This is a genomic window from Bradyrhizobium sp. (genome assembly GCF_050014615.1).
Taxonomy (GTDB): domain Bacteria; phylum Pseudomonadota; class Alphaproteobacteria; order Rhizobiales; family Xanthobacteraceae; genus Bradyrhizobium.
In genome coordinates this window covers 1-22,244 of record NZ_JBEKCZ010000040.1, presented here as the reverse complement: position 1 = coordinate 22,244, position 22,244 = coordinate 1, and the positions used below count along the sequence as shown (strand labels likewise).

Sequence of the window (22,244 nt, the reverse complement as noted above, 5' to 3'; positions counted from 1 at the left end):
CAGGCTTGGATATAGCAGCCTTGAACAAGGCATCAACTGGCAAGCGCCAGCCTGAACATTCTCGCGAGATCCGACTTGCGATACGGCTTGGCGAGCAGCAGCACGCCGGAATCGAGGCGGCCGTGATGCACGATCGCATTCTCGGTATACCCTGACGTAAACAGCGTCTTGAGCGCGGGGCGCTGCTTCAACGCCGCGTCGACGAGCTGGCGGCCGTTCATGGAGCCGGGCATGATCACGTCGGTAAACAGGAGATCGATGGTGACGGCGGTGTCGATGATGGTCATCGCCTCGGCGGCGTTGCTGGCCTCGAGGGTGGTGTAGCCAAGACTTTCGATCTGGGTAATGACATATCGGCGCACGAGGGCATCGTCCTCGACGACCAGTACGACCTCGTTTCCGCCTTCAACGCCTAAAGGTACCAGCGCCTCCTCGGCCGTCGAATGCAGCCCGGTTGCCCGCGGCAGGTAGATCTTCACGGTCGTGCCGTGACCTTCTTCGCTGTAAATCTTGATGTGGCCGTTGGACTGTTTGACGAAGCCGAACACCATGCTGAGACCAAGGCCCGTGCCCTTGCCGACTTCCTTGGTGGTAAAGAAGGGATCGAATACCTTGTCCAGGTCGGCGGCTGGAATACCCGAGCCGGTGTCGCTCACCGCGATCATGACGTAATTTCCGACCGACACCTCGCTGTGCATGTCGGCATAGCTTTCGTCGAGATAAACGTTGTTGGTCTCGAACGCGAGCTGGCCACCTGCCGGCATGGCATCGCGGGCGTTCAGTGCCAGATTCAAAATAGAGGTGGTGAGCTGGTTTGGATCGACCAGGGCGGTCGACGCATCCTCCGTCAGCAGGGGGGCGATCTGGATATGTTCGCCGATCGTCGGGCGCAGCAACTTCACGGTTTCAAGGATCAGGTTATTGACGTCGACCTCGCGTGGCTGCAGCGGCTGCCGGCGCGCAAATGCAAGCAGGTGCTTGGTCAGGTTGGCGCCGCGTTCGGCGGCCTCATCGATCATCCTGGCGATCGCCACGAGCTGCGGATCGGCGGTGACGGCATCGGCCAGAATGCCGATGGTTCCGGTGATGACAGTCAGAATATTGTTGAAGTCGTGCGCGATACCGCCGGTCAACTGGCCGACGGCTTCCATTTTTTGAGCCTGCCGGAACTGGGCTTCGGCGGCACGCTTTTCCGTGAGGTCGCGGCCGACGAAGAAATGCCGCCGCACCGGCTCCGACCAGGTCCCCATCCAGGTCAGCGTCACGGCCTGACCGTCCTTGTGGACATAACGGGTCTCGAAGTTGCGCATCTGCCGCCCGCGCCGCGCTGAGCGCATCTCTTCCCGCGTGCTGTCGAGGTCGTCGGGATGAATGAAATCGAGCGCGACGTGTCCGATCATCTCCTCGGGCCGGTAGCCCAGGATGGTCATGGAGCTCGGGCTGACCTGAACAAAACGGCCAAAAGTATCCGTGACCAGAATGAGGTCCTGCGACGTCTCGAATATACGCTGTCGCTCTTCGATCTCCTGGTTGAGCGCTTGCTGCGTCCTCTTGCTGTCACCGATGTCGCGTGCGGTCTTGGAGACTCCAATGATCTCTCCGCCGGCCGATCTGATCGGCGAGACGCCCAGCGAGACATGGACTTCCCTGCCGTCCTTGTGCCGGCGGTAGGTTTCGTAATGTTCGATCGCTTCACCCTGCGCGACGCGACCGAGTATCTGCCGCACCTCGGCGCGTCGCTCCGGCGCGACGATGATGTCGATGCGATTGCCGACAGCCTCCGCCGCATTGAATCCGAACAGGCGTTCCGCGGCCCGATTCCAGCCGGTGATGGTGCCATCGAGGGTTTTCGTGATGATCGCGTCGTTGGATGATTCCACCACCGCGCTGAACAGGCGTTCGCGTTCGCTATGGCGATGCCGGTCGGAAGCGGCGCGCTGGCGCAAAATGGCGAACAGATGAGAAATCTGGGCTTGCAGGCCGACATTGTCCACCAGCAGCACCGCGAGGACGAAACCAGCCGCGCATAGCCCGTAGATACGGCCAGCATAAAAGCCCAAATCGAAGCGGGCTACGTTGAAGATCGCGGACAATGCGATATCGAACACCCACGCGCACATGACCACCATGAGCCAGATGTCGAGCACCGAATATGGCCGTCGAAACAACAGGACCAGCAGGGCCGCGAGGCTGAGGGACCACACCGCCGATAAAACTCCGATCGTGGTGGTCGTATTCGTATAATGCCCCTCGCTCAGCAGCGTCGGCAGAAAGTCATGCTGGCTGGTAACGACCCAAACCACGGCCGATATCCCAGCGGCGACTGCGACGGCACTTACCAGGATCGCGCTGCTGACCGATCCCGCGATCCTGGGGCCGCCATCCCTGTCCTTGAGCAGGGCATAAATCAGCACGAGCACGGGAAATCCGCCATGCCAGGCCATATAAAGCCAGACCGTTGTCTGTGAGCCGGCGTTGAGAAGCCCGGTCGGGGTGAACACTCCTGGAAAGCTCAAGGCGTGAGCGATCGCCGCGGCTGCGGTGAAAAGATATCCGCTCGCCAGCATCAGGAGCGCGCGCGATCGCAAGATGCCAAACTGCGAAAACAGCAGGATGGCGGTGATGAGATCGATGATCGCCAGGGCGGATTGATAGCTCGCGACGAACGCTGGAATCTGGGGCAGCGGTGTCCCGGCAAAAGGCACGGCGCAGGCGAAGACGACCGATGAGACGCCGACCACGGCCAGAGCCGCCACCCGTTCGCGGCGGGTCGCCGGCAATGTGGACAGAAAGATATTACGGTCATCTGCGTGCAAGGTCGCCTCCCGCGACTTGGCAACGAACTTCGTATGGAACTTGGCATCGAACGCGCCATGTTAAAGCGCCGGCCGAATCGGCGTGGGGGGCCGATATGTCAAGATCGGTCGGGGACGGCATTTCCTTGCTTTGCTTTGGTCGGCTCCGACGATTACAGCGAATCTGACAGGCTTTTGGCAACGGCGGCAAGTAACTCGTGGGGTCTGAATGGCTTTTGCAGGCTGGAGACGGCCCCGAGTTTTGTCGCCATGTACAGAAAATCGGGTTCCCGTTCGGACGTCGAACCGAACTGTTGTCCGGAAATCACGATAATAGGCATTTCCGGCCAGAATTGATGGACGAGCCTCATGGTCTCGAAACCATCCATTCCCGGCATGAAAATATCGACGACGAGCAGGTCGAACCTTTGGGTCTCGAGCAACCGCAAGCCGGCTTGACTGTTGTCGACAGCCTCGACGGCATGCGCGGCGCGCTCAAGCACTATTTTGATAGTGCTCAAAACCGCTCGATCATCATCAATGACGAGAATGCTCGCCACGGCTTCCCCCACGATTTGGCGACATCAACCCAAGGTTACATATTTCTTAATGTGGTCCAATAGGGGCTGATGAAGTAACCACATCTTTACGGCGATGCGGAATGATGTTCGAGGGTTTGGCCGCAAATCCCAGCTTTGATTATAAGCTGACTGGAGTCATTCCGTGAGCTGTCCCTTGCCCCGCGTTCTCGTGATCGACGACCAGCCGGATGTACGCACGATGGTCTCCATGGTGCTGCGCGTCAATCATTTCGAGGTGGTTGAGGCCGCAAACGCCGCGGCGGGACTGCAGGAGTTTGAAAGTTCCGTATTCGAGCTGGCGATCGTCGATATCTTCCTGCAGGGAACCAACGGTTTCGAAGTCATCATGAAGATGCGGGAACGCATCCCGGACTTTCCGATCGTCGCGATATCGGGCATGACGATGCTCGACTTTGTCAACGAGACGCCCGAACTGTCCAACGTCGTATGTCTGCAAAAGCCGTTTCGTCCCGCCGAACTTACCCTCGCGGTCGAAGTGGCAACCAGGCCCCGGTCGTCCGGCACCGCAGACGTCAAGGCCGCCGCTGGAACCATCCCCTGATCCGGCCGCCGCCGGATCGGCATCAGGGCAAGAACCGCTTCGCCGGTGAAGGCCGCGCAGCAAATTTCCCGCAACCGACAGGCAAAACGCCCCGGCGAACCGGGGCGTTGAAGACAGCGGTAGAATTGATCAGATCAAGCCTCGGGTGCTACGACCCCTTCGGATTGATCTCGGTGTAGCCGCCCTTGGCATCCCATTTGTAGACGACATAGTCGATCTGCTTGATGTCGCCCTTGGCATCGAATTCCATCTTGCCGATGACCGTATCCCACGCGCCGGCCTTGATCGTATCCATGACTTTCTTCGCATCGGTGGTGCCGGCCTTCGCCACCGCCTGCGTCCAGACCTGCATCGCGGCGTAGGTGTAGAGCGTGTAGCCTTCGGGATCGATATTGCTGGCCTTGAATTTTTCGACGATGGCCTTGGCGGTCGGCTTGTTGCGGGGATCGGGACCGAAGGTGAACAGGGTGCCTTCGCCGGCCGGTCCTGTGATCGATGCAAACTCCTTGTCGGCCAGCGCATCGCCGGCCATCAGGACGGTTTGCAGACCCTGGTCGCGCATCTGGCGCACGATCAATCCGGATTCCTGATGGTAGCCGCCGACGTAAACCAGGTCGATGTTGTCGCGTTTCATGCGCGAGACGATTGCGGTGAAGTCCTTGTCGCCCTTGTTGTAGGATTCGAACATCTTTTCGGTAAAGCCGGCCTTGTTGAGCGCCTTCTTGGTTTCGTCGGCGAGACCTTTGCCATAGGTGGTCTTGTCGTTGAGGATGGCGACGTTCTTGCCCTTGTAGTTCTTCGCGATGTATTCGGCGGCGACCAGGCCCTGTTGGTCGTCGCGACCGCAGACGCGCGCGACGTTCCAGAGATTGCGCTCGGTGAACAGCGGATTGGTCGAGGCCGGCGTGATCTGCAGGACATTGCCGTCGGCGTAGGCTTCCGACGCGGGGATCGACGACGACGAGCAGTAATGGCCGGCGACGAAGGGGATTTTCGCGCTGGCGAATTTTTCAGCCACCGAACGCGCCTGCTTGGGATCGCAGGCATCGTCGCCGATTTCAAGCGCGAGCTTCTTGCCGAGCAGGCCGCCGGCGGCATTGAAATCCTTGATCGCCTGTTCGGCGCCGTTCTTCAGCTGCCGCCCGAACGCGGACTCGCCGCCCGTCATCGGGCCCGCAACGCCGATGGTGATGTCCTGCGCAAGCGCTGCCGTCGACAGCGCAAGCGATGCGCCCAGTGCCAGTCCGATGAGCTTTAGTGATTTCATGAGGAGTCCTCGCGGGTGATCGCTACGGGGTCCCCGGCACGCCGCCGGGTTCGAAAATCAGAGCCATTGTCAGCCAATTTTGTCGCGAAGTCATCGGCAAATTTCGGGCAAATCCACGCATGGTTGTCGTCCCGGCGAACGCCGGGACCCATACGCCGTGTCCTTGTGGCGAGAAGGTGATGCTAATTGCCTTGGCAACAATAACCGCTGGTGGCTATGGGTCCCCGCGTTCGCGGGGACGACGAGGTGGTATTACAGCTATCCCCGTCTCCCGCCTTCGAGATAGGCAGCGCGGATTTCCGGGCGCTGCAGCAGTTCCGCGCCTGTTCCGCTGAGTGTGATCAAGCCGTTGACCATGACATAGCCGCGATGGGCCAGCCGCAAGGCGTGATTGGCGTTCTGCTCGACGACCAGCACGGTGAGGCCGTCCTGCCGGTTCAAGGTCCTGATCGCGTCGAAAATCTGGCGCGCGATCAGCGGGGCGAGGCCCAGCGAGGGTTCGTCCAGCATCAGGAGGCGAGGGCGGCTCATCAGCGCACGGCCGATCGCCAGCATCTGCTGTTCGCCGCCCGACAAGGTGCCGCCGCGCTGGGCCAGGCGCTCCTTCAGCCGCGGAAACAGCGTCAGCACGCGTTCGAGCCCGGCTGAGCGGTCGGCCTCACTGCTGTCGGTGGCGTCGGCCCCCATCTGCAGGTTTTCCGCGACACTCATGCGCGGGAAAATCCGGCGGCCTTCGGGCGATTGCGCGATGCGCAGCCTGGCGATTTCATGGGTCGGCACGTCGGTGATATCGCGGCCGTCGAACGCGACAGACCCGGCGCGGGCGCGCGGCTTGCCGAAGATGGTCATCATCAGCGTCGACTTGCCGGCACCATTGGCGCCGATCAGGGCAACGATCTCGCCGGAATGGATGTCGAGATCGACACCTTTCAGCGCCTCGATCTTGCCGTAGGCGGCGCGCAGGGACCGGATCGCGAGCAGCGGCGCGGTGGATGGCACGGTCACGTTCCGCCCTCCATCACCGCGATCGCTTCTTCCTCATCGGCGCCGAGATAGGCGGCGATCACCCTCGGATTGTCGCTGATGTCCTTCGGCGCGCCCTCGGCGATCTTCACGCCGTAATCCATCACCACGATGTGGTCGGAAATCTCCATCACCACCGACATGTCGTGCTCGATCAGCAGGATCGAGGTGCCATGGTCGCCACGGATCGATAGCAGCAACTCGCTCAGCCCGGCACTTTCACGCGCGTTCAGTCCGGCGGCCGGCTCGTCGAGGCAAAGCAGCGCCGGTTCGGTGCACATCGCGCGCGCGATTTCGAGCCGGCGCTGATCGCCATAAGGCAAATTGCCGGCGGCGTCGTCGGCGCGCTCGAGCAGGCCGATACGGTCGAGCCAGCGTGTGGCCTGATCAATCGCGTGCTTTTCGGCAGCGCGCCAGGACGGTGCGCCGATCAGCCCGAGAAAAGTGAGACCGGAGGCGCGCATCAGCGCATTGTGTTGCGCCACCATCAGGTTTTCGAGCGCGGTCATGCCGGGAAACAGCCGGATGTTTTGAAAGGTGCGCGCGACCTTGGCCTGTTTGGAAATCCGGAAATCATTCAGCCGCTCAAGCTGGATATTGCGGCCATCGTCATGCGTCAGCCGCATCGCGCCCGATGTCGGCTTGTAGAACCCGGTGATGCAGTTGAACACGGTGGTCTTGCCGGCGCCGTTCGGCCCAATCAATGCGGTGATCTTGCGCCGCTCGGCCGTGAACGACAGATCATTGACGGCGACGACGCCGCCGAAGCGCATCGCCAGATGATCGACGCTGAGAATGTTTTCGTCGCTCATCCCCGGCCTTCGCTGGTTAGCTCGGAGGAGATGGCCTGGTTGCGTTCGAGGAAGACGGTCGGGGCGCGGTGGCCGATCAGCCCGCGCGGCCGCCAGATCATCAAGAGCACCATGGCGACGCCGAACACCAGCATGCGATACTGGTCGAAGCCGCGAAACAGCTCAAAACCGCCGATCATGGTCAGCGCGGCGAGCGCGACGCCGAGCTGCGAGCCCATGCCGCCGAGCACCACGATCGCGAGCACCAGGGCCGATTCCTGAAAGGTGAAGGATTCCGGACTGATGAAGCCCTGTCGGGTCGCGAAGAACGCGCCGGCAAAACCGCCGAACATCGCGCCGGTGGCGAACGCGGTCAGTTTGGTGGTGGTGGTGTTGATGCCGAGCGCACGGCAGGCGACTTCGTCTTCGCGCAAGGCTTCCCAGGCGCGGCCGATCGGCAGACGGCGCAGCCGGATCGTTACCCAGTTGGTGAGCAGCGCGAGCGCCAGGATCAGATAAAACAGAAACACGATGCGATGGGTCGGCGAATATTCGATGCCGAGTTTCGCTGCAAGGCCGTTATCGCCTGCTATCAGCGGGATGCCGAAGAAGGTCGGCCGCGGAATACCCGACACGCCGTTCGGACCGCCGGTCAGGCTTTGCCAGTTGATGATGACGAGACGGATGATCTCGCCGAAGGCCAGCGTGACGATGGCGAGATAGTCGCCGCGCAACCGCAGCACCGGGAATCCCAAGAGCACGCCCCAGAACGCCGCGAGAATGCCGGCCAGCGGCAGGCAGACCCAGAACGACAGGCCGAAATTGGTCGACAGCAGCGCGTAGGAATAGGCGCCGACGGCGTAGAACGCGACGTAGCCGAGGTCGAGCAGCCCGGCGAGCCCGACCACCACGTTGAGCCCCCATCCCAGCATCACATAGGTCAGCACCAGGATGCCGAGATCGAGGATGTAGCGCTGGTCGTAAAAGATCACCGGCACCAGAAACGTAAAGATCAACAGCACCGGCGCGATGGCGCGCCGCGCGACGACAAGCGCGTTTTGCGCGGCTGGCGGAACGATCCTGATGGTGCCGACCGGCCCCCACCATTGCCGCAGCAGTTCGACGACGATACTGCCGCCGAACACGGTGGCGACCATGGCTGCCAGGTCGTCGAACCTGGTCCAGTAGATCAACTGACCCGTGGGTCCGGCTTCGGTGCGGACGCCAATCATCAGCGAAAACAGCACCAGCGCCACCAGCGCGCTGATCAGGGCTTTCTTGAAGATGAAGGCGATGTCAGGCGCGCGCGACACCAGTGTCGGTCCGGGCACGGGTGCTGTCACGCGCTCGTCCGTCAAACTTTTTCAACTTCGGGCCGGCCGAGCAGGCCCGTGGGCAGGAAAATCAGCACGATGATCAGGATCGAGAAGGCCGCGACGTCCTTGTATTCGACCGAGAAATAGGCCGACCACAACGTCTCGATCAGCCCGATCAGGAGGCCGCCCAGCATCGCGCCCGGCAACGAGCCGATGCCGCCGAGGACGGCCGCGGTAAATGCCTTGATGCCGGCAACGAAGCCCATGAAGAAATCCACCAGGCCGTAATACAGCAGGTACATCATGCCGGCGACCGCGGCGAGCGCGGCGCCGATCACGAAGGTCATGGAAATGGTGCGGTCGACATCGACGCCGAGCAGCGCCGCCATGGTCTGGTCCTGTTCGCAGGCGCGCATGTCGCGGCCGAGCCGGGTCCGCGATACCAGCCAGGTGAAGATCGCGAGCAGCACGATGGTGGTGACGACGACGATGATCTGCACATTGGACAGCCGGACCACGAAACCTTCGCTGCCTTCATGCAGGGTGTAGCCGCCGGTGATGATCGGCGGCACCGGCTTGACCCGTGCGCCCTGCGCGATCTGCGAATAATTGATCAGCACGAACGACATGCCGATCGCCGACAGCATCGGGGCGAGGCGGAACGAGTGCCGCAGCGGCCGGTAGGCGATGCGCTCGATGGTCCAGCCATAAAGCGCTGTGATCGCCATCGATACCAGCAACACGATCAGCAGGATCACCGGAACCGCGGTCAGCCCCAACGAGACCAGCAGCAGGAATGAGATCAGCGCGATGAAGCCGCCGATCATGAAAATGTCGCCATGAGCAAAATTGATCATGCCGACGATGCCGTAGACCATGGTGTAGCCGATGGCGATCAGGCCGTAGATCGAGCCGAGCACAATGCCGTTGATCAGTTGCTGGGCGAAATAGTCCATGCGCTGCCGCTGTTTGGAGTATTTTCCGGCGCGGCGTTGGCCCCGGCAGCCGGAACGCGCGTCGTGTCATTTTCTAACAGCGGGAACCCGGTGCGGCAACAGCGCCGGGGGCGACCTCAAGGGCTTGTACAGGGGTAGTTTTCGCGCGGGTTCCACATGCCACGGTCGCGGCAAGCCGCCGCCACGCGATAATCCCATGGAACCGAAAATTCCCTGCAACCAATTGCGGACTTCCCGGTTGCCTCTCGCGACATTCAACAAGGGAGATCCCGATGTCCAATCAGAACCAGAATCCGGGCCAGCAGAACCCAGGCCAGCAGAACCAGAATCCGGGCCAGAAGCCCGGTCAGCAGCAGGGCGCTGGCCAGAAGCCCGGACAGCAGCAGCAAGATCCGAACCGTCAGGGCCAGAAACCCGATCAGCAGGGTAAGGGCGGTCGCTAGTTCGGTCCCGAGTTAAGTGAAAGCAGGAAGGTCCCGCCGAAAGGCGGGACTTTTCTTTGCGGCGGGGGTAGTCCTCAAATTATGTCTTTCTTGTTTTCTTTCAGAGGCTTACTTCGAAATTAAACTCGCGGATCCAATCTGGACCTGACTGGGAACCTCCTCTACGGTTTAGGTAAGCGGCAATGCCGGATCGACGGATTCCACCGTCGATCGGTTCAACGACCGCGCGATATCAGGGAGAAAAGCCGATGAACATGACTCGCCGGGATATGATCGCGACCGCAGGGGCCGCTGCGACCGCATTAGCCTTGCCGCAGCGCGCCAGCGCCCAGTCGTTCGACTTCAAGCCGAACCAGCGCTATCCCGACGCCGCCGTCGAGATCCTTGATCCGAGTTTCGCCAAATACCGCTTGTTCAGCAGCACCCTCGAACAAGTCGGCACGGGAATGCGATGGGCGGAGGGGCCGGTCTGGTTCGGGGATGGCCGTTATGTGTTGGTCAGCGACATCCCGAACAATCGCATCATGCGATATGACGAAGTCACCGGTCATTGGGGGGTGTTTCGGCAACCGTCCAATTTCGCCAACGGCAATGCGCGCGACCGCCAGGGGCGGCTGATTTCCTGCGAACATCTGACCCGTCGCGTGACGCGCACCGAATACGACGGCACCATCACCGTGCTGGCCGACAGCTTCAACGGCAAGCGTCTGAACTCGCCCAACGACATCGTGTGCAAGTCCGATGGCTCGATCTGGTTTACCGACCCGCCATTCGGTATTTCCGGAGAATGGGAGGGTGACAAGGCGACGCCGGAATTGCCGCATTCGGTGTATCGCATTGCCCCCGACGGCAAGCTCGGGCTTGTCACCGCGGAACTTGCGGGCCCGAACGGGCTGGCGTTCTCGCCGGATGAAAAGAAGCTCTACATCATTGAATCGCGGGCGCAGCCAAACCGGCTGATCTGGGCCTTTGACGTTGGCGCCGACGGCAGCACGCTGTCCAACAAGACAAAATTGATTGACGCCGACGGGCCCGGCGCACTCGACGGCTTCAGGGTCGACACCGACGGCAACCTTTGGTGCGGCTGGGGCAGCAATGGCTCGCCATCGGCCAAGCCGGAGGAACTGGACGGCGTGAAGGTCTTTAATCCCTCCGGCAAAGCCATTGGCTTCATCCATCTTCCCGAGCGCTGCCCCAATCTGGTGTTCGGTGGGCCCAAGAAGAACCGCCTGTTCATGGCCAGCTGTCATTCGCTCTACGCTTTATATGTCGAAGCGAGAGGGGCCGTCTAAATTCTGCCCGACGAATTCCGGTCGTCCTCCCGATGGCCGCGCTTTGGCGCGGCCATCGGCGAGATTTGGGTTCCCGATCGGCCAAATCCTGGAACCAAAGCCGCTTGGCGCGGCCATTAAGGTAAACAAAGGGTTTAAATTGCCCGTCGCAGTTTAAGCGCGTTACGTCGCTCCAGATGCCGTGGCTCCGGGTACGAGCTTGCGGACAAGCGGGAAGCGACATGTCGACAAACTGGCGGATCAGTTCATTCAACGGGGCGCTGCTGGCGGCCTATTTCATTCCGACCTGGACCATCATCGCGCTCCGGATCATGATTTCACCGATCCACGGCCTGTATGAGCGCCCGAATATCTCGATGGGATTGTTCGCCAGCGATCATCTGCACCTGGCGGCGATGACCACGGTGCGCTTCGCGTGGTTGTTGGCATTGGGCCGGCTCACCGTCGTTGCGTTTTTCGCGATTTTCCTGGTTTTCATCACCCGCGCCGCGATCCGCAAGACCGGTGGTTGCGATGAAGCGCTGGGGATGGCGCTGGCGATCGGCAGCGTGATCAGTTTTGCGAGCATGATCATGGCATCGCAGGTCGGCGAGCCCGAAGCGATGCGGCTGCATGCGACCGAACTCCTGATGCTGCTCGGCACCGCGATCGTACTGCTGGTGGAGCGGCCCGTTCGACCACCTGCCGGCGATCTCGAGCGATCTATCCCTTCAGCAGTCCCAACTCCCCAATAATCGCTGACGCTTCCTTGATGGCATGGTTGGCCGCGGGGACGCCGCAATAGATCGCCTGCTGCAGCAGGATTTCCTTGATATCGTCGGGCGTGAAGTCGCCTTCCGACAGCGCGGCGCGGACGTGGAGGCGGAATTCGTCCCATTGGCCGAGCGCGACCATGGTGCCGATCACCAGCACGCGCCGGGTGCGATGATCGAAATGCGGCCGGGTCCAGATTTCGCCCCAGGCATGGCGCGTGATCAGGTCGATGAAGTCGGCGTTGAACGAATTCTTGTTGGCGATCGATTTATCGACCCAGGCGTCGCCGAGCACCTTGCGGCGCTGGGCCATGCCGTCGTCGCGGCGTTGTTGGTCGTCCATCAGTTTCTCCACTCGGTTGGTCCGCTCCCTCTCCCATGGGGAGAGGGTTGGGGGTGAGGGGGTACGGTCTATCGGTAGACTGTAACCCCTCACCCGTCGCTGCGCCGTAGCCGAAGCATTGCTTCGGCGTCATTTTGAGAACGGCCGCGGAAGGCGGCCTATGCCTCTCCCTAGGGAGAGGTGAGTCTGAGTTCGGTCTTCTAGCGTTGCGTCAGGAAACCGACCACCGCGTCGGTGAAAGCGTGCGGCTGCTCGACATTGGAAATATGCGCGGCGTCGAGAATCGTAAGCGCCGCGCCGGGGATCTGGCTGCGGATGTACTCGCCGGCCGCGACCGGTGTCGACATGTCGTGGCGGCCGGCGATCACCAGCGTCGGGCTTTTGATTTTGGGCAACAAGTCGCGCTGATCGAGCGTGCTGAGCGCTTCGCAGCAGGCGATATAGCCTTGCGGCGGGGTCGCGATCATCATGGCCTTCAGGTTCGCCGTGATCTGCGGTTCGCGCTCGCGGAAATCCGCCGTCAGCCAGGCGGCGATCACGGTGTCGGCCACCGAAGCAACGCCGCCTTCCTTCACCGCCTTGATGCGGTTGAGCCAGTTGGTCGGATCCGGATAGTAGCAGGCGGTGTTGGCGAGAATGAGTTTGCCGAAGCGCTCCGGCGCGTTGGCGCCCAGCCATTGTCCGACCATGCCGCCCATCGAGAGCCCGCACCAATGCGTCTTCTGGATGTTGAGATCGTCGAGGATCGCCAGCACGTCGCGGCCGAAGCGTTCCATCGAATAGGGACCGGGCGGCACGCCCGATTTGCCATGGCCGCGCCGGTCGTAACGGATCACGCGAAAGATCTGCGTCAGCGCCGCCATCTGCGGCTCCCACATCTGCATCGTCGCACCCAGCGAATTCGACAGCATCAGAGTGGGCCCGCCGTCGCGGCCCTCGACGGATACGTTGAGCAGGCAACCGTCGGCATCGATCATTGGCATTTTATGTCCCCTCGTCATGCGCGGACTAAAGCGCGAAGCGTGTCTTCGCGCTAGAGATCCGCGCATCGATCTAAAAGGAATCTAATCAAGAAGATGGATTGCCGGGTCAAGCCCGGCAATGACATCTCACGAGTTTTCGTCGAGTGAGGCGAGCAGGCGATCGATCAGGGCCTGCGAGACGCCCTGATAGGCCATCGGCTCGAACAATTTTGTCAGTCTCTCGGTACTCAGATGCGCGGTGACCCTGGTATCGCCGGCCAGCACGTCGCGCAGGTATTCTTTCCCGGCGGCGGCCTTCTTGCTCGCGGCCTCCACCAGATGATGGGCCTCGCTCTTGCCGATCTTTTCCGCCAGCGCCATCGCGACCGCCTCGGCCATGATCAGCCCATGGGTGGCGTCGAGATTGACCCGCATCCGCGCGGCATCGACTTCGAGGCCCTCGGCGATGTCCACAATGGCGGCCAGCGCGCCCGAGGTGACGAGCAGCAAGCCCGGCAGGGTCGGCCATTCCGCATGCCATGGCCCGGCGCTGCGCTCGTGATCCCCGACCTGGGCCGCGAAAATCGTCGCCGCCAGGTTCGGCGCCATGATCGCTGCGGCCAGCGCGGTCGCGGCGGCGACGGGGTTGCGCTTGTGCGGCATGGTGGAAGAGCCGCCGCGGCCTTCGCCCGAGGGTTCGAATGCCTCGGCGACATCGGTCTGCATCATCAGCTGGACGTCGCGGGCGATCTTGCCGCATGTTCCCGCCAGGATGGCAAAAACCGAAGCGGCCTCCGCGACGCGGTCGCGATGGGTGTGCCACGGCGCATCCGGCAGTGGCAGTTCGAGCTCCCGCGCCAGTCGTTCCGCGACCAGCAATCCGTTGTCGCCGAGCGCGGCCAGGGTGCCGGCGGCGCCGCCGAACTGCAGCGCCAGAGTTTCATGGCGCAGTCGTTGCAATCGCAGGCGCGAGCGATGCAAAGCTGCGGCATATTCGGCGAGCTTGAGGCCGAATGGCATCGGCAGCGCATGCTGCAGCCAGGTGCGCGCCACTACCGCGGTGTTGCGATGCCGCCGCGCCAGGGCAGCAAAGCCGGCAATGGCGCGACCGATATCCGCGAGCAGCGCATCGATGCCCGCGCGCAGGGTCAGCATCCCCGCGGTGTCGATGACGTCCTGGCTGGTGGCCCCCCAATGCACATAGCGCGCCGCCTCGACGTCAGCCTTGGCGACGTCAGCGGTCAACGCCTTGACAAGCGGGATCGCGAGATTGCCGGAACGCGTCGCGGCCTGCGCCAGGGCGGCCAGATCGAACAGCTCGGCCTTGCAGGCTTTCGCGATCGGCTCTGCCGCGCCGGCCGGAATCACGCCTGCTGCGGCCTCGGCGCGCGCCAGGGCTGCTTCAAAATCGAGCATGTTTTGCAGGCACGCCACGTCGTCGCAGACGGCGCGCATGGCGGCGCTCGACAGCATGGGGGCGAGCAGGGGCGAAAGCGAGGTACTCATGATGCGCGCGACCTAACCATCCCCGCCGGCCTCTGCCAATCCCCCCAAGACTTGCCCCCAAAGACTTGCCCTAAAGAACTGCCCCAAGGACTTGAAGCAAGGACTTGCGCCAAGGGCTCACCCGAAGCATCGGCGCAGGCCTGTTGCGCTGCGAATATGCATCGCTCCTCGTCGACGGATCCCCTTTCTTTTGGGGCTGCCGTGCTTTACTTGGGGCAAGAGTGTAAGCGATCGAGGAGGTATCACCATGGCCATGACCATGAACGGCGAAGTCCAGCTGGCGGCGCCGCGCGAGGCTGTGTGGACCAAATTGAACGATCCGGAAGTGCTCAAGGCGTGCATCCCGGGATGCGAGGAGCTGGAGAAAACCGAGGACAATGGTTTCCGCGCGGTCGCCAAGATGAAGGTCGGGCCGGTGTCCGCCCGCTTCAAGGGCCGGGTTACGCTGAGCGATCTCGACCCGCCGAACGGTTACAAGATTTCAGGTGAAGGCGAGGGCGGGGTCGCCGGCTTCGCCAAGGGGGGCGCGACGGTAGCGCTGGCGGAGAAGGACGGCGGCACGCTGTTGACCTATGATGTTGAGGCTCAGATCGGCGGCAAGCTGGCCCAGCTCGGGCAGCGGCTGATCAACGGCTCGGCCAAGAAACTGGCCGACGAGTTTTTCGCGAATTTTGCCAAGGCGGTGCAGGGCTCCTGAACGCGCTGAAGTCCCGGCTAAGTCATATCGGGCCGCCGCGATAAGGTTGCTCATTGCCGGGATGGCCCATATTATGGCGCTGGAATGATTTTATTGACTGTGCCGCCGATATGCGACGGTACGGCAAAAGAGAGTGCTGAATGGCCAAGATCTCCCTTATTGTGAACGGCAATCCCGTCAATGCCAATATCGACCCTCGCACGCTGCTGGTGCAGTTCCTGCGCGAGAATCTGCGGCTGACCGGCACCCATGTCGGCTGCGACACCTCGCAATGCGGCGCCTGTGTCGTGCATCTCGATGGCAAGGCGGTGAAATCCTGCACCACGCTCGCGGTGATGGCCGACGGGCACGAGGTCAAGACCATCGAGGGCCTCGCCGCCGACGGCGGACCGCTGCATCCGATGCAGGAAGCGTTCCGCGAGCATCATGGCCTGCAATGCGGCTTCTGCACGCCGGGCATGATCATGACCGCGGTCGACATGGTCCACCGCAAAGGCCACGATCTCAGTGACCATACGATCCGCGAGGAGCTCGAAGGCAATCTGTGCCGCTGTACCGGATATCAGAATATCGTTCAGTCGATCGCGGCGGGTGCCAAGGCGATGGCGAATTCCGATCTCGCGTAACGGATATCAGCGCACGGCGATCAAGGACACCTCATGTACGAATTCAAATATCATCGCCCGGCGACGGTGCGGCAGGCCGCCAATCTCCTGATCAAGAACGAGGACGCCAAGGTGATCGCCGGCGGCCATACCTTGTTGCCCGTCATGAAGCAGCGGCTCGCAAGCCCGCCGCATCTGGTCGACCTCTCGCACATCGAAGGGCTCGGCGGCATTGAGATGAAGGGCCGCTCCCTTGTGATCGGCGCCACCGCCAGACACGCCGAGGTGGCCAATTCGGCCGTTGTCGGCGAGGCGATCCCGGCACTGGCCGAACTGGCCGGTATGATTGGCGACCCCGCGGTGCGCCACAAGGGCACCATCGGCGGCTCGCTCGCCAACAACGATCCGACCGCCGACTATCCCGCGGCCTGCCTGGCGCTCGGCGCCACCATCGTCACCAACAAGCGCCGCCTGAAGCCCGAGGAGTTCTTCCAGGGTCTGTTCACGACCGCGCTCGAGAGCGACGAGATCATCACCAAGGTGATGTTCCCGCTGCCGAAGAAGGCGGCCTACATCAAGTTCCGCAACCAGGCCTCGCGCTATGCGCTGGTCGGGGTGTTTGTCGCCAAGCGTCCGTCGGATGTGCGCGTCGCCGTTACCGGCGCCGGCTCGGACGGCGTGTTCCGCGTCACTGCCTTCGAAGAAGCCTTGAAGAAGCGATTTTCGCCGAAAGCGCTCGATGGCTTGACGGTGCCGGCCGCGGGCCTGAACAGCGACCTGCACGGCAGTGCCGAATATCGCGCGCATCTGATCTCGGTACTGGCGCGCCGCGCCGTCGAAGCCGCGACCGGCAAAGCCTGACATTGCGAAGTCCTGCATTGCCAGTTCCTGGCGCATCGAGACAGTGTTTCCATGAGAGCATCGCCCATGAGTGAACAGGCGCTGCCTACCTCCGTCGATGCGATGCTCGAGCTTCTGACCTCGCGCGGTTATCTCGCCGAGCGTTCGCTGGCGACGGTAACGTATCTGTCGCTGCGCATGGGCCGGCCGCTGTTTCTGGAAGGCGAGGCCGGTGTCGGCAAGACCGAAATCGCCAAGGTGCTGTCGGCCGCACTCGGGCGCAAGCTGATCCGGCTGCAGTGCTATGAGGGTCTCGACGTCGCCTCCGCGGTCTATGAATGGAACAGTGCGGCGCAAATGATCGCGATCAGGCTCGCGGAAGCCGCCGGCGATACCGATCGCGACCAGTTGTCGTCAGACATTTTCGCCGAGCGCTATCTGATCAAGCGGCCGCTGTTGCAGGCGCTGGAGCCGGATGTCGGCGGCGCGCCGGTGCTGCTGATCGACGAACTCGATCGCGCCGACGAAGCCTTCGAGGCCTACCTCCTGGAAATTCTCTCCGACTTCCAGGTCACCATTCCCGAACTCGGCACGGTGAAAGCGCCACAGCCGCCGATCGTCATCGTCACCTCGAACCGCACCCGTGAAATCCACGACGCGCTGAAGCGCCGCTGCCTCTATCACTGGGTGGATTATCCCAGTGCCGAGCGCGAGCTCGCCATCGTCAAATCGCGCGTGCCCGGAATTTCCGAAAAATTGTCGCAGCAGGTCGTGCGCTTTGTGCAGGCGCTGCGCGATCAGGATTTCTACAAGTCGCCGGGGGTCGCCGAAACCATCGACTGGGCCACCGCGCTGACCGAACTCGACGCCCGCTCGCTGACCCCGCAGGTGGTCGGCGACACGCTCGGCGCGTTGTTGAAATATCAGGATGACATCGTGCGAATGCAGGGCGACACGCTGCAGAAGGTGTTGAAGGAAACGACAAGCGAATAAATCGTCATTCCGGGGCGCGCCGCTTAGGCGCGAACCTCAGGTGTGCGATTGTACATCGCGGAATCTCGGCATGATAGGCTCGAGACAACGTCCAGATTCCGGGTTCGCGCTCCGCGCGCCCCGGAATGACGAGGGTAACAATGACCACGTCGACTGCTGCGCCACCATCCGGCCTGATCTCGGACAACGTCGTCGGCTTCGCCCGGGCGTTGCGCGCGGCCGGGATTCCGGTCGGGCCAGGCGCCGTTATCGATGCCCTGAACGCGCTGCAGGTGATCGAGATCGGCAACCGCGCCGACGTCTTCACCACGCTGGAGGCCATCTTCGTCAAGCGCCACGAGCACGCGCTGGTTTTCGCGCAGGCCTTCGATCTGTTCTTCCGTGCCGCCGAAGACTGGAAGCAGATGCTGGATTCGGTGCCGTTGCCGGATAACGCCAGGAAGAAGCCGCCGCCGGCCTCGCGCCGGGTTCAGGAAGCGTTGTCGCAGCCGCAAATGAATGAGACGCCGCAGGCCCAGGAGCAGGAACTGCGGCTCTCGGTCTCCGACAAGGAAGTGCTGCAGAAAAAGGATTTCGCGCAGATGAGCGCGGCCGAAATCGCCGCCGTGACCCGCGCCATCGCGCAGATGAAGCTACCGCAGGCCGAATTGCACACCCGCCGCTACCAGCCGGATAAGCGGGGCTTGCGGCTGGACCTGCGCCGTACGCTGCGAGGCAGTCTGCGCACCGGCGGCGACATCATCGATATCCACCGCCTGGGGCGGATCGACAAGCCGGCGCCGATCGTGGCGCTGCTCGATATATCCGGCTCGATGAGTGAATATACCAGGCTGTTTCTGCACTTCCTGCATGCCATTACCGATGCCCGCAAGCGCGTTTCGGTGTTTCTGTTCGGCACGAGGCTGACCAATGTGACGCGGGCGCTGCGGGCCCGGGACCCCGACGAGGCCCTGGCCAGCTGTTCCCTGAGCGTGGAAGACTGGGCTGGCGGTACCCGGATCGCCACCTCGCTGCACACGTTCAACAAGCTCTGGGGCCGGCGGGTGCTCGGGCAGGGTGCCATCGTGCTGTTGATTTCCGACGGGCTGGAGCGCGAGGCTGACGCCAGACTGGCGTTCGAGATGGACCGCCTGCACCGGTCTTGCCGCCGCCTGATCTGGCTTAACCCGCTGTTGCGCTATGATGGCTTCGAGGCCAAGGCGCATGGCATCAAAATGATGCTGCCGCACGTTGACGAATTCCGCCCGGTACATAATTTGAGTTCAATCGAGGGACTGATTGCGGCACTTTCCTCGGCGTCGCCGCCGCGTCACGTCAGCCACACCCGCCCCGCAGCTTGAAAGAGGCTCCCATGCTCAATCGCGACCAAGACATTCTCAAGGCGGCTGAGGACTGGCAGAAGGCCGGTCATGGTGTCGCCCTGGCGACCGTGGTCGAGACCTGGGGCTCGGCGCCGCGGCCGGCCGGATCGAGCCTTGTGATCAACGATGACGGCACATTTCTGGGCTCGGTGTCCGGCGGCTGCGTCGAAGGGGCCGTGGTCACCGAGGCGCTCGACGTGATCGCCAGCGGCCAGCCCAAAATGCTTGAATTCGGTGTGGCCGACGAGACCGCCTGGAACGTCGGCCTGTCTTGTGGCGGCACCATCCGCGTGTTTGTCGAGAAAGTCGGTTAACCGTGAAGCTTCAGACGCTAACGGAGCTCAATACCGAACGCGCGGCGCGGCGGCCGGTGATTGTCGTCACGGATACCGCCAATGGCGAACAGCGGCTGGTGAAGGCCGCCGATTTCGCCGCCGATCCCCTGCGCGCCGAACTGGCGAAACAGTTGCGCCTGGGCAAGAGCGGCTCGGTCGAGGCCGGCGGCAAAAAACTGTTCCTCAATGTCTATGCGCCGACCGCGCGGCTTGTGATCATCGGCGCGGTCCATATCAGTCAGGCGTTGGCGCCGCTGGCGCGTTCGTTGGATTATGACGTGACGGTGGTGGATCCGCGCACCGCCTTTGCCAGCCCGGAGCGATTTCCCGATGTGCCGCTGATCGCCGAATGGCCTGACGTGGCGCTGCCGCCGCTCAATGTCGATCATTACACGGCGTTCGTCGCGGTGACGCACGATCCCAAGATCGACGATCCGGCCTTGCTGCACGCTTTCGAGCGCGACTGCTTCTATATCGGTGCGCTGGGCTCGCGAAAGACCCATGCCAAGCGCGGCGAACGTCTCAAGGCGCAAGGCGCCACGGATGCCGATATTGCGCGCATCCACGCGCCGATCGGCCTGAATATCGGGGCGGTATCGCCGTCCGAGATCGCGGTGTCGATCATGGCCGAGATCACCGCGCAGCTGCGGTTGCCGAAAGAAAGTGCTGTATGAAATTCGGTCCCGCCAGTCCGGCGGACGCAATCGGCGGCGTCACCGTTCATACCCTGCGCCAGGGCGCGCTGGTGCTCAAGAAGGGCACCACGATCGGTCCCGCCGAGGTCGAGGCGCTGACCCGCGCCGGCGTCAAGGAAATCGTCGTGGTGCGGCTCGAAGACGGGGATGTCTCCGAGGATGTCGCGGCGGCCAGTATCGCGCAGGCGGTGGCCGGCGAGGGCATCAATGTCGAGCGCGCCTTCACCGGTCGCGCCAATCTGTTCGCGGCCAGGGCCGGCGTGCTGGTGGTGGACCGCGCGGCGGTCGATCGCATCAACAGCGTCGATGAAGCCATCACCTTCGCGACCCTGGCGGCTTACAAGCCGGTGGTCGAAGGCGAGATGATCGCGACCGTGAAACTCATTCCGTTCGGGGTCGAGGCCAGGCTGCGCGATGCCGCAGTGGCTGCGGCCAGCGGCGGCGCGATGCGGATCGCGCCCTATACCGTCAAGCGCGTCGGCATCATCTCGACCCTGCTGCCGGGTCTGGCGCCAAAGGTGGTGGAAAAGACCTTGCGGGTTACCGCGGAGCGGCTGGCCCCGGCCGGCGCCACCATCATGACGGAGCGCCGGGTGCCGCATGATGAGGCGGCGCTGGCGGCCGCGATCAGGGAATTGCTCGGTCTCGGTGCCGAGCTTGTGATTGTGTTCGGCGCCTCCGCCATCGCCGACCGGCGCGATGTCATTCCGGCGGCTGTCACCGGCATCGGTGGCGCCATCGAGCATTTCGGCATGCCGGTCGATCCCGGCAACCTGCTGCTGATCGGCAATGCCGGCGGTGTGCCGATATTGGGCGCGCCCGGCTGCGCGCGCTCCCCGGTGGAGAACGGCTTCGATTGGGTGCTGACCCGCCTGTTGGCGGGGCTCAAGGTCACGCGCAGCGAACTCACGATCATGGGTGTCGGCGGACTATTGATGGAAATCGTGACCCGGCCGCAGCCGCGGGCGAATCTCGCGACCGACGGCAACCGCAACGTGGCCGCGATCATTCTGGCGGCCGGACGCTCGACCCGGATGGGCGGCCCCAACAAGCTGTTGGCTGAACTCGGGGGCAAGACGCTGGTCCGGATCGTGACCGAGCAGGCGCTGGCCTCGAAAGCCCAGGGGGTGATCGTCGTCACCGGCCATCAGGCCGAGCAGGTCGAGAAAGCCTTGCACGGCCTCAACGTGAAATTCGTTCGCAACCCCGATTTCGCCGAGGGTCTCGCCAGCTCCGTCAAGGCCGGCATCGCAGCGGTCGCCAGCGACGCCGACGGCGCGGTGATCTGTCTTGGCGACATGCCGCTGATCTCGGCGCATCTGATCGACCGGCTGATCGAAGCGTTCGCGCCCGATCGCGGCAATTTGATCGCAGTGCCCGTCAGCGACAACCGGCGCGGCAATCCGGTGCTGTGGTCGCGCCGCTTCTTCAACGAATTGATGACGCTCGACGGCGATATCGGCGCCCGTCATTTGATCGCGCGCCACAGCGCAGCGGTGGCGGAGGTTGCGGTCGAGGGCTTTGGCGCGTTTCTCGATATTGATACGCCGCAGGCGCTGGAGGCGGCGCGGCGAGGGTGAAGCCGTCCTCGATACCTAACGCTCGCTTTTCAATCGTGCGTTCACCAAGTGGAAACGTCCTCCCCCTAGATTTGCGCCGGACTTGTGGGCTCGGGGGAGTGGATCTTGACGTTTTCGACTGCGGCGCAACGCCGCGCGATGTTTGTTTTTGTTCTGACTTTGGCACTGGCCGGGACGCGATTCGTCACCGAATCATGGGCCGCGGGTGCGTTCGCGATCGGTAAATGCGGCGCCTATGGCCAGGCCTATGATTATGCCGGTGAGGCGGACGCTCTGGCTGCGGCGCGCAAGCAATGCAAGGGCGATTGCGCCACGACGGTGACCATGAAGCGTGCCTGCGCGGCCTTCGCGGTCGACATGACCAATCCCTGCGGTGCCCACGGCTACGCGGTCAAGCCCAGGATATCGAGTTCGCTCAATGCCGCCACGCGCAAGTGCTACGAGTTCGGCGGCAAGGAATGCGTGATCCGCGCCTGGGCCTGCGACGCCAAGGGGTAGGATCCTCCGTCATTTCGGGTAGCATCGAACCCTGGATGTGCAGGGCACATC

23 protein-coding genes are annotated in these 22,244 nt (G+C 62.8%); 13 read left to right on the top strand and 10 right to left on the bottom strand.

From position 1 onward, the window contains the following. Nucleotides 1-32: 32 nt before the first annotated feature. Both ABR948_RS09190 and ABR948_RS09185 read right to left on the bottom strand, forming a co-directional pair. Complete coding sequence (locus ABR948_RS09190) at nucleotides 33-2,816, bottom strand: PAS domain S-box protein (RefSeq protein WP_428116169.1); 2,784 nt, start codon at nucleotides 2,814-2,816, stop codon at nucleotides 33-35. A 152-nt stretch (nucleotides 2,817-2,968) separates the two neighbouring features. After that, nucleotides 2,969-3,355: a response regulator gene (locus ABR948_RS09185; RefSeq protein WP_428116166.1), complete on the bottom strand. Its 387-nt coding sequence runs from the start codon at nucleotides 3,353-3,355 to the stop codon at nucleotides 2,969-2,971. A 175-nt stretch (nucleotides 3,356-3,530) separates the two neighbouring features. On the opposite strand from ABR948_RS09185, the gene ABR948_RS09180 reads away from it, so the two are divergent. Then, the gene (locus tag ABR948_RS09180) at nucleotides 3,531-3,938 is read left to right on the top strand and encodes a response regulator (RefSeq protein WP_428116164.1); all 408 of its coding nucleotides are present in this window, start codon (nucleotides 3,531-3,533) and stop codon (nucleotides 3,936-3,938) included. Nucleotides 3,939-4,086: 148 nt separating this feature from the next. Here the strand turns inward: ABR948_RS09180 and ABR948_RS09175 are convergent, their stop codons facing one another. The 5 genes from ABR948_RS09175 to ABR948_RS09155 all read right to left on the bottom strand — a co-directional run bounded on the left by ABR948_RS09175 (nucleotide 4,087) and on the right by ABR948_RS09155 (nucleotide 9,291). Then, the gene (locus ABR948_RS09175; protein ID WP_428116161.1) at nucleotides 4,087-5,205 is read right to left on the bottom strand and encodes a branched-chain amino acid ABC transporter substrate-binding protein; all 1,119 of its coding nucleotides are present in this window, start codon (nucleotides 5,203-5,205) and stop codon (nucleotides 4,087-4,089) included. 258 nt (nucleotides 5,206-5,463) lie between these two features. Next, nucleotides 5,464-6,204, bottom strand: a complete 741-nt coding sequence (locus ABR948_RS09170) for an ABC transporter ATP-binding protein (RefSeq protein WP_428116199.1) — start codon at nucleotides 6,202-6,204, stop codon at nucleotides 5,464-5,466. A 2-nt stretch (nucleotides 6,205-6,206) separates the two neighbouring features. Continuing rightward, entirely contained in the window at nucleotides 6,207-7,040 is an 834-nt protein-coding gene (locus ABR948_RS09165; protein WP_428116158.1) for an ABC transporter ATP-binding protein, read from the bottom strand. Continuing rightward, nucleotides 7,037-8,350, bottom strand: a complete 1,314-nt coding sequence (gene livM / locus ABR948_RS09160; protein WP_428116196.1) for a high-affinity branched-chain amino acid ABC transporter permease LivM — start codon at nucleotides 8,348-8,350, stop codon at nucleotides 7,037-7,039. Before livM ends, ABR948_RS09165 begins: the two co-directional genes overlap by 4 nt. 23 nt (nucleotides 8,351-8,373) lie before the next feature. Next, nucleotides 8,374-9,291 carry an ABC transporter permease subunit gene (locus ABR948_RS09155; RefSeq protein ID WP_428116156.1) on the bottom strand — a complete coding sequence of 306 codons (918 nt, stop codon included), beginning with the start codon at nucleotides 9,289-9,291 and terminating at the stop codon, nucleotides 8,374-8,376. A 272-nt stretch (nucleotides 9,292-9,563) separates the two neighbouring features. On the opposite strand from ABR948_RS09155, the gene ABR948_RS09150 reads away from it, so the two are divergent. The 3 genes from ABR948_RS09150 (at nucleotide 9,564) to ABR948_RS09140 (ending at nucleotide 11,760) form a co-directional block, all read left to right on the top strand. Then, complete coding sequence (locus tag ABR948_RS09150) at nucleotides 9,564-9,734, top strand: hypothetical protein (RefSeq protein WP_428116154.1); 171 nt, start codon at nucleotides 9,564-9,566, stop codon at nucleotides 9,732-9,734. 248 nt (nucleotides 9,735-9,982) lie between these two features. Continuing rightward, nucleotides 9,983-11,026 carry an SMP-30/gluconolactonase/LRE family protein gene (locus ABR948_RS09145; RefSeq protein ID WP_428116152.1) on the top strand — a complete coding sequence of 348 codons (1,044 nt, stop codon included), beginning with the start codon at nucleotides 9,983-9,985 and terminating at the stop codon, nucleotides 11,024-11,026. A 221-nt stretch (nucleotides 11,027-11,247) separates the two neighbouring features. Next, entirely contained in the window at nucleotides 11,248-11,760 is a 513-nt protein-coding gene (locus ABR948_RS09140) for a hypothetical protein (RefSeq protein WP_428116149.1), read from the top strand. Here ABR948_RS09140 and ABR948_RS09135 read toward each other — a convergent pair. The 3 genes from ABR948_RS09135 to ABR948_RS09125 all read right to left on the bottom strand — a co-directional run bounded on the left by ABR948_RS09135 (nucleotide 11,729) and on the right by ABR948_RS09125 (nucleotide 14,589). Further along, nucleotides 11,729-12,121 carry a carboxymuconolactone decarboxylase family protein gene (locus ABR948_RS09135; RefSeq protein ID WP_428116147.1) on the bottom strand — a complete coding sequence of 131 codons (393 nt, stop codon included), beginning with the start codon at nucleotides 12,119-12,121 and terminating at the stop codon, nucleotides 11,729-11,731. The two genes, ABR948_RS09140 and ABR948_RS09135, sit on opposite strands and share 32 nt — an antisense overlap. A 200-nt stretch (nucleotides 12,122-12,321) precedes the next feature. Then, complete coding sequence (gene pcaD, locus ABR948_RS09130; protein WP_428116144.1) at nucleotides 12,322-13,104, bottom strand: 3-oxoadipate enol-lactonase; 783 nt, start codon at nucleotides 13,102-13,104, stop codon at nucleotides 12,322-12,324. A gap of 126 nt (nucleotides 13,105-13,230) precedes the next feature. Further along, a complete protein-coding gene (locus ABR948_RS09125) occupies nucleotides 13,231-14,589 on the bottom strand; it encodes a 3-carboxy-cis,cis-muconate cycloisomerase (protein ID WP_428116143.1) in 1,359 nt (452 codons plus the stop codon). A gap of 247 nt (nucleotides 14,590-14,836) precedes the next feature. On the opposite strand from ABR948_RS09125, the gene ABR948_RS09120 reads away from it, so the two are divergent. From ABR948_RS09120 to ABR948_RS09080, 9 genes are all read left to right on the top strand, one after another. Continuing rightward, the gene (locus tag ABR948_RS09120) at nucleotides 14,837-15,286 is read left to right on the top strand and encodes an SRPBCC family protein (protein ID WP_428116140.1); all 450 of its coding nucleotides are present in this window, start codon (nucleotides 14,837-14,839) and stop codon (nucleotides 15,284-15,286) included. A 140-nt stretch (nucleotides 15,287-15,426) separates the two neighbouring features. After that, nucleotides 15,427-15,912, top strand: coding sequence for a (2Fe-2S)-binding protein (locus tag ABR948_RS09115; RefSeq protein ID WP_428116139.1), 486 nt, complete (start codon nucleotides 15,427-15,429; stop codon nucleotides 15,910-15,912). A 33-nt stretch (nucleotides 15,913-15,945) separates the two neighbouring features. Further along, nucleotides 15,946-16,752 carry an FAD binding domain-containing protein gene (locus tag ABR948_RS09110; protein WP_428116136.1) on the top strand — a complete coding sequence of 269 codons (807 nt, stop codon included), beginning with the start codon at nucleotides 15,946-15,948 and terminating at the stop codon, nucleotides 16,750-16,752. Nucleotides 16,753-16,818: 66 nt separating this feature from the next. Beyond that, nucleotides 16,819-17,724 carry an AAA family ATPase gene (locus ABR948_RS09105; protein ID WP_428116133.1) on the top strand — a complete coding sequence of 302 codons (906 nt, stop codon included), beginning with the start codon at nucleotides 16,819-16,821 and terminating at the stop codon, nucleotides 17,722-17,724. Between the two features lie 140 nt (nucleotides 17,725-17,864). After that, complete coding sequence (locus tag ABR948_RS09100) at nucleotides 17,865-19,064, top strand: vWA domain-containing protein (protein ID WP_428116131.1); 1,200 nt, start codon at nucleotides 17,865-17,867, stop codon at nucleotides 19,062-19,064. 11 nt (nucleotides 19,065-19,075) lie between these two features. Next, nucleotides 19,076-19,399, top strand: coding sequence for an XdhC family protein (locus tag ABR948_RS09095; protein ID WP_428116128.1), 324 nt, complete (start codon nucleotides 19,076-19,078; stop codon nucleotides 19,397-19,399). Between the two features lie 2 nt (nucleotides 19,400-19,401). Then, the gene (locus ABR948_RS09090) at nucleotides 19,402-20,094 is read left to right on the top strand and encodes an XdhC family protein (RefSeq protein ID WP_428116125.1); all 693 of its coding nucleotides are present in this window, start codon (nucleotides 19,402-19,404) and stop codon (nucleotides 20,092-20,094) included. Further along, nucleotides 20,091-21,695 (top strand): NTP transferase domain-containing protein, encoded by a 1,605-nt coding sequence (locus tag ABR948_RS09085; RefSeq protein WP_428116123.1) that lies wholly within the window; start codon nucleotides 20,091-20,093, stop codon nucleotides 21,693-21,695. The genes ABR948_RS09090 and ABR948_RS09085 overlap by 4 nt, the downstream gene beginning before the upstream one ends. Nucleotides 21,696-21,833: 138 nt before the next feature. After that, entirely contained in the window at nucleotides 21,834-22,193 is a 360-nt protein-coding gene (locus ABR948_RS09080; protein WP_428116194.1) for a DUF4189 domain-containing protein, read from the top strand. Nucleotides 22,194-22,244 lie beyond the last annotated feature (51 nt).